General features: G+C 40.8%; 9 protein-coding genes. 3 read left to right on the forward strand and 6 right to left on the reverse strand.

Annotation, left to right across the window (positions count from 1 at the left end):
• Window positions 1–271 precede the first annotated feature (271 nt).
• A complete protein-coding gene (purH, locus tag AACS98_RS06300) occupies window positions 272–1,810 on the reverse strand; it encodes a bifunctional phosphoribosylaminoimidazolecarboxamide formyltransferase/IMP cyclohydrolase (protein ID WP_066377445.1) in 1,539 nt (512 codons plus the stop codon).
• A 314-nt stretch (window positions 1,811–2,124) separates the two neighbouring features.
• On the opposite strand from purH, the gene AACS98_RS06305 reads away from it, so the two are divergent.
• The 3 genes from AACS98_RS06305 (at window position 2,125) to AACS98_RS06315 (ending at window position 8,155) form a co-directional block, all read left to right on the forward strand.
• A complete protein-coding gene (locus AACS98_RS06305; RefSeq protein ID WP_066377448.1) occupies window positions 2,125–3,300 on the forward strand; it encodes a GNAT family N-acetyltransferase in 1,176 nt (391 codons plus the stop codon).
• Between the two features lie 155 nt (window positions 3,301–3,455).
• Window positions 3,456–4,370 (forward strand): DMT family transporter, encoded by a 915-nt coding sequence (locus AACS98_RS06310; protein ID WP_066377454.1) that lies wholly within the window; start codon window positions 3,456–3,458, stop codon window positions 4,368–4,370.
• Window positions 4,371–5,959: 1,589 nt separating this feature from the next.
• The gene (locus AACS98_RS06315; RefSeq protein ID WP_066377458.1) at window positions 5,960–8,155 is read left to right on the forward strand and encodes a GumC family protein; all 2,196 of its coding nucleotides are present in this window, start codon (window positions 5,960–5,962) and stop codon (window positions 8,153–8,155) included.
• Between the two features lie 79 nt (window positions 8,156–8,234).
• Here the strand turns inward: AACS98_RS06315 and AACS98_RS06320 are convergent, their stop codons facing one another.
• The 5 genes from AACS98_RS06320 to ndhI form a co-directional block, all read right to left on the reverse strand.
• Complete coding sequence (locus AACS98_RS06320) at window positions 8,235–9,029, reverse strand: GNAT family N-acetyltransferase (protein ID WP_066377460.1); 795 nt, start codon at window positions 9,027–9,029, stop codon at window positions 8,235–8,237.
• Window positions 9,030–9,436: 407 nt separating this feature from the next.
• Window positions 9,437–10,357, reverse strand: a complete 921-nt coding sequence (locus tag AACS98_RS06325) for an NAD(+) kinase (protein WP_066377492.1) — start codon at window positions 10,355–10,357, stop codon at window positions 9,437–9,439.
• 6 nt (window positions 10,358–10,363) lie between these two features.
• Complete coding sequence (nuoK, locus tag AACS98_RS06330; RefSeq protein WP_006199065.1) at window positions 10,364–10,669, reverse strand: NADH-quinone oxidoreductase subunit NuoK; 306 nt, start codon at window positions 10,667–10,669, stop codon at window positions 10,364–10,366.
• Between the two features lie 37 nt (window positions 10,670–10,706).
• Window positions 10,707–11,315, reverse strand: a complete 609-nt coding sequence (locus AACS98_RS06335; protein WP_066377461.1) for an NADH-quinone oxidoreductase subunit J — start codon at window positions 11,313–11,315, stop codon at window positions 10,707–10,709.
• Window positions 11,316–11,446: 131 nt separating this feature from the next.
• Window positions 11,447–12,031: an NAD(P)H-quinone oxidoreductase subunit I gene (gene ndhI, locus AACS98_RS06340; RefSeq protein ID WP_066377462.1), complete on the reverse strand. Its 585-nt coding sequence runs from the start codon at window positions 12,029–12,031 to the stop codon at window positions 11,447–11,449.
• Window positions 12,032–12,080 lie beyond the last annotated feature (49 nt).

Below are 12,080 nucleotides of genomic sequence, written 5' to 3' on the forward strand. Positions count from 1 at the left end.
CTACAAGACTCGACAGGCAATACTTCAATTAAAAAGCGTCTGGGAGTGTTGCCGTGTTTCCACCCCAGACGCTTTTTAGTTTTAACTTGCTCCTCACACACAACTAGACAATATCATTGGTTCGATCCAATCGCTAGTCTGGTAAGTGACAGTTTGCAAACTGCACTAGCAAGTGTAGGGTGCGTCAGAAGCGATAATTGGGTAAAAAATCCCAGATTTTCCCCATCTGACGCACTCTACTAATGTGCCAGTTGCCTAAGTCTGGAAAAATTTAATGTAAGAAGTGACGGACACCAGTCAACACCATGACTAAACCTAGTTCATTGGCGGCTTTGATGGAATCTTGATCACGTAAACTTCCCCCTGGTTGGACAATCGCTGTAATTCCGGCGGCGGCGGCGGTTCTGACAGAATCATCAAAGGGGAAGAAGCCGTCACTGGCGAGTGTTGCGCCTTTGGCTTTGTCTGCGGCTTGTTCTAGGGCGATTTTGACTGAACCGACGCGATTCATTTGACCAGCACCTACACCTAGTGTTGTGCGATCGCTTGTAATTACAATGGCATTAGATTTAACGTGTTTGCACACCTTCCAAGCAAACAGCATTTCGGCTAATTCATCCGGTGTGGGTTGACGGTCGGTGACAACTTGCCATTTACTAGCATCAGCGATCGCATCATCGGCAGCTTGGACGAGAAAACCCCCAGCAATTTGTTTAACTAATGTTTTCGGGCCAGTGCTTAAATCTGCTAAAGTTAAAACTCGCACGTTGGACTTTTTCGAGAGAATTTTTTGCGCTTCCGCATCACAACTAGGCGCAACCACACATTCTAAAAATGTCTTAGTTAACTCACTGGCGGTAGCGGCATCAATGGAACGGTTGAGGGCGACAATTCCCCCAAAAGCCGAAACAGAATCAGCATTAAAAGCTTTTTGGTAAGCTTCCACCAGGGTATTACCTATAGCTGTACCGCAGGGATTAGTATGTTTAATGATGGTAGCGGCCGGTGTATCGGGAAATTCGGCAATAATGCGACGGGCAGCTTCTAAATCAACTAAATTGTTGTAACTGAGTTCTTTACCTTGCAATTTCGTAGCCGCAGCCCATCCTGTGGGAGTAGTCCCGGTTTGATACCAAGCCGCAGGTTGATGGGGGTTTTCACCGTAACGCAGAGATTGTAATTGTGTGCCAGTGAGATTGTATTGTTGGGGTAGGGATTCCTGAGATTGTTGAGCTAGGTAGGATGCGATCGCTTGATCATAACTCGCTGTATGTAAGAATCCTTTTAAAGCCGCCTTTTGGCGAAATTCTAAAGATGCTTCGCCGTTATTTTGGCGTAATTCCTGTAAATATTCATCATACTGCGCCGGGTCACATAATACCGTCAGATGAGCAAAATTCTTTGATGAAGCCCGTAACATTGCGGGGCCACCAATATCAATTTGTTCCACAGCTTCAGCTAATGTCACCCCTGGTTTAGCAATAGTCTGCTCAAATGGATACAAATTCACCACCACCAAATCAATCGGGCGAATTTGGTTATTTTCCAAATCCGTAATATCTTGAGGTACATCCCGCCGTGCTAAAATCCCGCCATGAATGCGCGGATGTAGAGTTTTCACCCGTCCCCCTAAGATTTCTGGTGAACCTGTGTAATCAGACACCTTGGTGACTGGTATTCCTGCATCCTTGAGGGCTTGGGCTGTTCCCCCACTGCTGATTAAATCAAATGCAAATTCTTCCACCAAGCTACGGGCTAGGTCAATTAAACCAGTTTTGTTAGATACACTCAGCAGTGCTAGACGCGCCATGTCTCAATTCCTCAGATGCGAAAGAACCCAATTTTTACATAACACTTGCGTCACTTCAAGCCCATTCAGGTTAATAGCGTTGCTGATTGGGTGTATAAATGGGGGGATGAGGGGGACAAATCAATTCAAAATTCAAAATACCCTACGGGAAGGCAAGCCTACAAAATTCAAAAAGAATTCCTGGGTACTGTTGACGGTTGACTGGGTAAAAGTTATTCTTCCTCCACTCCCCCTGCTTCCCAGTCCCCAATACCCAGTACCCATTCCCCAATATTGTAGTATGATGTAAATTCGTGCTACTACAGGTAGAGGCTATGACACCTCAATTCAAATACACCAGAGCCGAGCAAGAGGATATTCCAAAATTGGGAGCTATCCTCGAACAGTGCTTTATCATGCCATCTGGTGACAGTGCGATTTATGCTAAACGTATTGGTTTAGAAAACTTTCGCGTCATCTATCGAGAGCAACAAGTAGCTGGGGGACTGGCTATTATCCCGATGGCTCAGTGGTGGGGTGGTGAACGTGTACCGATGGCGGGTATTGCGGCTGTGGGTATTGCTCCAGAATATCGCGGTGATGGTGCGGCGATCGCATTAATTCAACACGCCCTCCAAGACATCCACGCCCAGCAAGTACCAATTTCCGTTCTCTATCCCGCTACGCAACGCCTATACCGCAAAGCCGGATATGAACAAGCCGGAAGCTACTGCACTTGGGAAATTTCCACCGCAAGTATTCAAATACACGCCCAACCTTTACCTGTACAACCTTTTGATTGCACAAATCAGGAAATTTGTCAAGCTTTATATCAACAGCAAGCCAAACTCACTCATGGATATTTAGACAGACATCCCGCAATTTGGAATGGAATTATTCACACTGATGAACCTACAACTGTTTACACTTATTTGATTGGTGAAACAGACAAACCCCAAGGTTATATTATTTTTACTCAAGAAAGAGCAAAAGAAGGCTCTATCTTGAACATTAGAGATTGGACAATTCTATCGAGTGCTGCTGCACAAAGTTTCTGGGCGTTTCTCGCTAAACATCGTTCTCAAATTGATCAAGTACATTGGAAAAGTTCCATAGTCGATGCTCTCACATTGCTGTTACCAGAGCAATCAGCTAAAATCCAGCAACAGGCGCGTTGGATGTTAAGAATAGTTGATGTATGCAAAGCACTAGAAGCGCGGGGTTATCCCGAAGGAATTACCGCCGAATTACATTTAGATGTACAAGATGATTTATTAACCGCTAACCACGGTAAGTTTATTTTATCTGTTGCCAATGGTCGGGGTGAAGTGACTCAGGGCGGTAAAGGAGAGTTCAAGTTAGACATTAGCGGATTAGCATCTTTATACAGCAGTTTATTGACACCCCATCAATTACAGTTAACAGGGAAACTAGATGCAACAGCAACAGCACTCTCCACCGCTACACAAATCTTTGCTGGTGCATCCCCTTGGATGGCTGATTTCTTTTAATTGGGTACTGGGTACTGGGTACTGGGTACTGGGAGATGAGGGAGCGGAGGAAGAATAACTTTTACCCAGTCAACCGTCAACAGTACCCAAGAATTCTTTTTGAATTTTGTAGGCTTGCCTTCCCGTAGGGTATTTTGAATTTTGAATTTTAAACTATGCACCATAGTTCTGGTCGCTGGCGTTTAGGGCTGGCGTTATCATTGTTAACAGTATTCTTGTGGGGTATTTTACCTATCGCCCTCAAGGTAGTTTTGCAATCTTTAGACGTTTACACCATTATTTGGTTTCGGTTTTTGGTGTCGTTTGTCATGCTGGCTATGTATTTAGGCTGGCGTGGTAACTTACCGAAGTTAAGACAGTTAAGTGCTAACTCTGGGAAATTATTGGCGATCGCTACTCTGATGTTAGCAGCTAATTACTTCTTGTTTATGCAGGGTTTAGCTTTAACATCACCTGCTAACGCGGAAGTAATTATTCAATTAGCTCCCCTGTTGTTAGGCTTGGGTGGTTTAGTTATTTTCCAAGAGCGTTACAACTTACAACAATGGTTAGGTGTCGGTGTCTTAACTTGCGGTTACATTTTATTTTTTCAGGCGCAATTCACAAATTTAATTACTTCCCAAGGTATTTATCTTTTTGGTAGTGCTTTATTAGTTTTAGGCGCAGCAGTTTGGGCAATTTACGCTTTAGCACAAAAGCAGTTATTACAATCTCTACCATCTGCTCATATTATGTTGATGATTTATGGAGGAAGTGCGATATTATTAACACCCTTGGCTAATGTTAGTAAAATTTTTACACTCAGTAGTTTTCATTTATTCACATTACTATTTTGTGGTTTAAATACTCTGATTGCCTATGGTGCATTTGCAGAATCCTTGGAACATTGGGAAGCCTCAAGGGTAAGCGCAGTGTTAGCTATAGCACCAATTATAACTTTAATATCAGTAGAATTAACATCTATAATTGCACCGAGTTTAATTCCTCCAGAAAGGTTGACAGTTTTAGGGGTGTTGGGTGCGTGTTTAGTTGTCGGTGGTTCGATTGCGATCGCCTTAAAAAAACGGTAATCTTGACACACATCTTGCAAGAGTTCCTAGATGATAATTTTTGTAGGGTGGGCATTGCTTGTCTGCTGCTAAGAGCCTTCGTTTTACGTTGTTGGGTGTGCATCACCTGAAGCTTATTGAGAATGGTGCAAGTTGAGAGTTGAAATTGGAAGTTGCTCCCATTAGCAACTCAGATACTAACTAGCGGCTGAATGTACGCAGCCATAAGATTTTGGCAATTTGGCAACTAAAATTAAGCTGTTGCCATTTTAATAAAAAAATCAACAGGATTCATGGGACACAATGATGGTAATATTTCCAGTTCCATGATCCATTGCCAGTTGTTGAAAAAGTGCTGTAGATTGACTCTACACAGACACAACCAATTTACAGCACTTTGTCACCGCTACATCACAACTGGCTAATTTTCACAGACACCCTAAATATAATTTCTCAGAGGATGTGAGAAAGTGCAGGATACTAGAAACCCCTCAACCTAGCAATATCTCTTTACAAATGTAGAGTTATTTTACCCTTCAAATATTATTCTCGCTAGGGGGGTGAGGTTTCCCAGACTTTGGTGTGAATCACAATACTTTTTTAACATCCTCTGATGATAAGGTGGGGACATTTTCATGCTTCATCTTAAACTTGACTACATTGCCTCAGTTAGCACAAAAATCTCAAGTCAACTGACAACCAAAAATAATTTCACACTATTTTAAATTTTCCCAACGAAAATTATCAGTAAAATCACGATTATTTACTCATTTTATGCAAGTAATTACTTATTAATTCCCATTAGCTTATACATATTAGGTTTTTCTATCTTACCTGAATGTGCATATTGACTCACAGTACCATAATTAGCTCAATATTAATTTAAACCTAGTTAGAAATATTTGTGAGTAACTATTTTAGCATTGACCGAAATCAGGAAAATATTATTATTTAAAGCCTGAAGGCAATTGCATGATTAGATATTACTTTCATCCAGTATTAAAAACAACAGAAATTATAATTATTATCTTTTTAAGTCTCAGTAATTAATAAATTAAAATCACTAAGTTCATTAATTATCTTCTATATACTCAGCAATATTCATCACTATAGTCATCACAAAAAACAAATGAAAAAAGACACTATCTTTGCCAATTAAGGATATATGAAAACTCCATAGATATAGTTGACATAAGTTCTAGGCTCAGTTTAGGCTCTATATTCTTAATTCAATTTGCCGTAACTTGACACTTGGCAAGAGAATTAAGGCAGACTAATGTTCACAATGAACCAGGGTGAAATCATCAAGAATTTCATCCACAAGTTAGATATTTATTTGCTGCTACTTAGGGTGTGCTGAAGTATAAACACATAAGGTAATTGATATATTTTCTCTTCTCAAACTCAGAACATATCAGATTAAAGTTCCTGTTATTCTTGTTCTGTACTGTAAGGATTAAGGAGAAGCTTTCAAGTCAGGTTGTACGTAATATATATGTTTTGAAGCATGTTTATCTAGAAAAATGACCTAGTTTTAACTATCAACCCTGCCAAATGAATTTTTTGATAAACCTTTAAATTCACTGTGGCGTTATTTGAGGTATTCACTCATGTCTAACATCAGTATCCAAGAAGAAAATTTTGTAACTGAATATTCACAAAAAAATCCAAAATTTAGACATATATCTAAAATTTTACTCCGCCGACGCTTTATAGTCTTAGGAGTTTCTTTTGTAGTCATTTCAATTACTGGTTTGTTGGCTTTGATGACTGAACCGACTTACAAAAGCTATATGCAAATTTTAGTCAGTTCTCAACCCAACCAAGGGACAGATGAGAATAGTTTAGAGAATAGTTCAGATAATAAAACAGGTGACTCAGCCCGAAAATTTATTGATTATTACACCGCACAAAAAAACCTCATGCTTAGTTCTAAGTTAATCGAACAAGCAGTAGTTTCACTGCGTGCAGAATATCCAAATATTACTGTAGAAGATATCAAAGGCAAGAGGAATGATAGTCAAAACGCTCCTTTAAAAGTCACTCAATTAGACCAAAAAAACGCAACTAATCAATTGGTAAGTCCAGTTTTTGAGATTTCATTCATCAATCATGACCCAGTTAAAGCTTACAAGGTATTATTAGCTTTACAAAAGGTTTATATTGACTACAATATCGAGCAAAAACAAGAGCGATTGAATAAAGGATTAGCCTTGATTAATGAGCGTCTACCAGGAATTAAAAAACAGTTGCAACAATCTGAAAGTAAATTAGAGAATTTTCTGAAAAAACACAACTCATTAAATCCTCAACTAGAAAGTCAAGTTCTCGTCAAATCTCTAGGTAATATTCAAAACGAAATCCAAACTACTCGCGCACAATTGCAAGATGTACAAACGCGCTACAAAAATTTAGAGAAAAAAATTGCTGCTTCCAGCCAGTCAGCAGTTAATGCTTCTCGTTTGAGGGAATCAACTCGCTACCAAATCCTGTTGAGTGAAATTCAAAAAACTGAACAAGCTTTAGCTAAAGAACAGCTACGCTACACAGATAATTCTCCTATCATTGTCAGTCTCAAGCAACAACGTGAGAACCAATTAGAACTATTGCAACAAGAAGTCAAGCAATTGAGTGCAAATGCTCAAGAAGAAGCAGCATTAACCAGAGAACAGCTAGTAGGAGTGCAACCGCAGCTAGCAGAGGAGTTAATTCAGTTGCAGACAACTGCTTTGGGGCTAACAGCTAAAGAAAAGAGTTTGGTAGAGTCAGAACAGCGAATTCGTGCAGATTTAAAGAAATACCCCAGTTTGATAGCAGAATATCAACGCCTACTTCCAGAGGTGGAAACTCATCGCAAAGCATTAGAACAAATGCTGCAAGCACAAAATTCTTTAGGATGGAAAATTACTCAGGGAGGCTGGAATTGGGAAATTGTAGAAGCACCAACCCTGGGAAGTGATAACGGTAACTACAGACTGTTGCTGATGGCTGGGGGTATAGTTATCGGGCCTATATTGGGGATTGCGATCGCTTTAATTTGGGGAATGCGTCATCGTGTCATACATTCTGCACAGGATTTGCAAAGAGTCACACACCTAAGATTACTTGGTTCTATACCCAAGCTAGCAGCGAATGCGATGGAAAAGCGGCTTCCTAGTTTGGCTCTGAATTGGCGACGGAAAGCAGCACCTTCTTTGGTAGAAAACAGTTCTTGGCTACCTTGCCATGAAACTTTAGATATGGTCTACCAAAATACACAAATCTTAAAGTATCCTTTTCCCTTTAATTCTTTGATGGTAACTTCTGCGATCGCAGGGGAAGGAAAGACAACGTTAGCGTTAGGGTTAGCGGCGAGTGCGGCGCACATGCACCAACGGGTATTATTAATTGATGCTAACCTGCGATCGCCTAAACTACACAAAATTTTGCAACTATCCAACGAATGGGGACTATCTCTACTATTAGTTGATGAAACCGATACCAACATCCAAGATTACATTCAACCCATTCATCCCTCAATTGACATTTTAACTGGTGGCCCTATACCAGAAGACCCCATAAAACTGCTCAGTTCTCCCCGTCTCAAAGAACTCATCGACATCTTCGAGCAAAACTACGACTTAGTGCTGATAGATGCTCCACCAATTTTAGGTAATGTTGATTCTCGAATTATTGCATCCTTGTGCAATGGCATTATGATGGTAGGACGCATTGGTTGGGTAACTCAAAATGAAGTCACTCAGGCTGTAGAAATTTTGAATCAGTTAAATTTAATTGGCATTATCGCCAATGAAGTAAGTCATTAATTTCCCATCTGTAGAGACGTTGCATGGTAACGTTTCTACTAACATTATTCACAACTATTTCTGTAGTTACACACAACTATTACCGAGTGCAATGCCATCTAGTAAACTCTTGAATATGAGATATAGTTAAAAAATCTATCGTCTTAAACTGTTTATCAATTGCTGGTAAACTACATATTTTAGCACCAATACTTAAATATGCCTTCATAATATTAGGGATTTCCAGATGATGGCATTTATCAGCTAAATTGTGACTTATATTCACAGAATATTGTGAATTTGGATAAACTAAAATACTCTTGTGCATCAAATCATGCTGTCGAAAATAATTATAGGCACAAGCTGCTTCCCCAGCGCATTGTGTGAGTAAGGAAACACAACCAAAAAAATATTTGTTTCCACTCCATATCAAATAATTAGCTAACCCTTCCCACAGTAATAATAGAGCTTGAATATTGCGATATTCTTTAGCTATGCAAGCACGCCCAACTTCTATAGATGACTGCAAAATTGTGTCAGGAATTGTGTTAAGATTAAATATATCAGCAGCATCAAAGCCTAAACCTTGAGATGCCATTTTATAAGTTTGCATCCTATAAGTTCCAATCGTTTGACCAGTTTTTCTGCAAATTAGCATCAAGTGATGGCAAACTTGATCAAACTCATCTTGATCCATTTGGGTAAGCTGAGAATTTGAAAATCCCAAACCTAGTTCTAGGTTAAACACTTGAAACCGTAAGCCAAAAATAGAAGCTAATTCTTCGGCATTTGTCGCCAGTTTGAGGATATACCTGTCGGTTTCTAGAGTGGGAAAATCTTTGATGTCAGAAGGAGGACTAAGAGGGGGGTTGATGTTGCGGTAAGAAATTTCCATCTGTCTTCCAACTTAAATTTGTGAACATATTTTAAGTTTCTAGCTTGATTAACTATACAAATAGAGGATTTGATATATTAACGTATCAAAGCGTTATTTACACAGTTATTGAGAACAAATTGCTCAACCAGATTGAAAGATATTAGTGTGCTTCTATTATTGGGTAAACTTTCCTAAAAATCTGGCAATAAGATACAGAATTAGCCTAATATTAAATTTGCTTGACATTTGCCAGCAACTCACGCAGTATACCAATTCAAAATTCTCTCATTCCAAATTCAAAATTAATTATTAGTGACTATGTAATAGATACCCGACTTCTCAAAGAAGTCGGGTATCTGGTTATAACAAGAATTACCTATTACTGATTGATGAGAATTATCATCAAAATGTATCTGAAACATCAATCAATTTCGGTGATTATCAGTGTAGCGAACCCTAGTACCAGCCCAGAGTAATTTTTCCCGTAGCGTCTGATAATAGGAATTGTTTTCTCGTAAAACAATAAACTTAGCCCGACAGTCAGCCATGCGGATATCAACACGATGTGCAGGCCAAATTGAAGTCGCCAACACCCCATCCATCCATAATTTCGTACTCAAATCATAGTCACCCAAAGGCCAGATACTCACAACAGAACCTGCGGGTAAAACTAGAGGACGACTAGACAGACTCATCGGACAAATAGGCGTGATGGTGATGGCTTCCATACCATCGTGCATGATCGGGCCATTAGCAGAAACAGTATAACCTGTTGAACCTGTGGGAGTGGAAACAATCAAGCCATCACCCACATATTGATCTACCACTTCGCCATCAATTTCCATTTCTAGGATAGAGGTGATCATGCGGTCAGCAGAAGCGGGTTTGACACAAAATTCATTCAATCCCAGAAAGCGTTCAGTGACAGGTTCCAAATTCGTGCGATGTCCTTCATACACCGCCGCTTGCAACATCATCCGCCTTTGAATAGCATAGCGGTCTTCAAATAGCCGATCCCAAACTTTCTCTGTATCTTGAAATTCTTCGACTGATTCAGTTAAAAAACCCAGATGACCACCGACATTCACCCCTAGAATGGGAATACCAGCTGCTGCTAAATGTCTGGCACTGGTTAAGACAGTGCCATCACCACCGAGTACAATTGCCAAATCAATGGGTTGCCCGGCGGAAGCCAAAAACACGGGATAAGGGTTATCTTTTGGCCCGCTAGGCCCCATTAAGACCTGACAATTGCGATTTTCCAGTTGTTTAGCGCAAATTTCAGCCCAGCGTTTGCTCTGGGAATCTCGCGCTTTATAAGCAATGATTACCTGCTTGAGTTGCACACGCAATTACCACTTCAGGAGATTAAACTGCTCCATATCGACGGTATCACGGTTGCGATAAATGGCAAGCACAATCGCTAAACCAACCGCCGCTTCAGCAGCTGCCACGGTAATCACAAACACGGTGAAAACCTGACCCTTAATTAATGTTGAGTCAAGAAAGTTGGAAAATGCCATTAAATTCAGATTAACAGCATTCAGCAGTAACTCGATTGACATCAACACTCTTACAGCATTGCGGCTAGTAATTAAGCCATAAATTCCGATGCAGAATAAAGCTGCTGCAAGTAATAAAAAATACTGGAGTTGCATTAGTTATTCTATCCCTTGTGAAATATTTGGCTTGTATTTACTCTTTGGTTTCGCTACCAGCACCTACCAGTTCTCTGGGGCGTTCGGGTAAGGTCAACACAGTTTGAGGCAAGTCTGAAGGGGTGACTTCTGGCAGATACTCACGACGTGCCAAAATAATCGCTCCTACCATTGCCATCAGTAATAATACAGAAGCCAGTTCAAAAGGTAATAAAAAGTCGGTGAAGAAATGTTGACCGATTAACACGATGGAACTTTCTCCCGGCACAGGAGTAGTTGAGTAAGCCCAAGGGGTGGCTAATACCATCGTACTTAACAGGGCGAACAATCCGACAGCGACGATCGCAGTCAAAATTTTCCGTACTCCCGCACTGGGAAAGGGGGTAAAATCCTGCCGCTTGTTCACCAACATAATAGCGAACAAAATCAGCACGTTGACCGCCCCGACATAAATTAACACTTGGGCGGCAGCGACAAAATCACCATTTAATAACAGGTACATTCCGGCGATGCTGATGAATACACCACCCAACAGAAAGGCAGAATAAACGATGCTCGATGCTAACACCACACCCAGGGCTGCACCAATCATCATTACTGCCAATATGCCAAAGGTAACAACCTGTACTCCTTCCGCTAGATTCACTGTTTTTTGTCCTCAGTCAATGATCTGTAGTCATTAGTGAGCCAGCGCGGTCTTGGGGGTTTCCCCCATGAGCGACTGGCGAACCCGTAAGGGTCATTAGTCGTTAGCAAAGGACAAATGACTAATGAGGCTTACTTTTCTACTTGTTCTACTAAGTCTTCTGGACGCGCCCCAGCACGAGGTGCATCGGCGGGTACACCGTGGGGTTCCAGAACGCCTTTTGGTAGATAAACCAGTTCGCGTAGTGGTGTCACCATTGGGTCATTTGTGACTTTATAAGGCATACGACCTAATGCCACACTATCATAGTTGAGTTCATGGCGATCGTAAGCGGCTAGCTCATATTCTTCTGTCATTGATAGACAGTTAGTTGGGCAATATTCCACACAGTTACCGCAGAAAATACAAACACCGAAATCGATGCTGTAGTGTTTGAGCTTTTTCTTTTTGGTAGCTCTGTCGAATTCCCAATCAACTACAGGTAGGTTAATCGGACAAACCCGCACACAAACTTCACAGGCGATACATTTATCAAATTCATAATGAATCCGACCGCGAAACCGTTCACCAGGAATCAGTTTTTCATAAGGGTACTGCACGGTGACAGGACGGCGACGCATGTGGTCGAAAGTGACAGATAGCCCTTGACCAATGTAACGTCCGGCTTGTACTGCTTCTTTGGCGTAATCACCAACTTGTTTGAGGAACTTGAGCATTTTGTGTCTCTCTCTTGTGTTACTTGTTAGTTGTCAGTGTTCTTGGTCA

The organism is Anabaena sp. CA = ATCC 33047 (assembly GCF_963870205.1).
In the GTDB taxonomy this organism is placed as follows: domain Bacteria; phylum Cyanobacteriota; class Cyanobacteriia; order Cyanobacteriales; family Nostocaceae; genus Trichormus.

Bases quoted from the DNA above. Each gene is read 5' to 3' on its own strand.
- purH (WP_066377445.1), bottom strand. From the start codon at position 1,810: ATGGCGCGTCTAGCACTGCTGAGTGTATCTAACAAAACTGGTTTAATT.
- AACS98_RS06305 (WP_066377448.1), top strand. From the start codon at position 2,125: ATGACACCTCAATTCAAATACACCAGAGCCGAGCAAGAGGATATTCCA.
- AACS98_RS06310 (WP_066377454.1), top strand. From the start codon at position 3,456: ATGCACCATAGTTCTGGTCGCTGGCGTTTAGGGCTGGCGTTATCATTG.
- AACS98_RS06315 (WP_066377458.1), top strand. From the start codon at position 5,960: ATGTCTAACATCAGTATCCAAGAAGAAAATTTTGTAACTGAATATTCA.
- AACS98_RS06320 (WP_066377460.1), bottom strand. From the start codon at position 9,029: ATGGAAATTTCTTACCGCAACATCAACCCCCCTCTTAGTCCTCCTTCT.
- nuoK (WP_006199065.1), bottom strand. From the start codon at position 10,669: ATGCAACTCCAGTATTTTTTATTACTTGCAGCAGCTTTATTCTGCATC.
- ndhI (WP_066377462.1), bottom strand. From the start codon at position 12,031: ATGCTCAAGTTCCTCAAACAAGTTGGTGATTACGCCAAAGAAGCAGTA.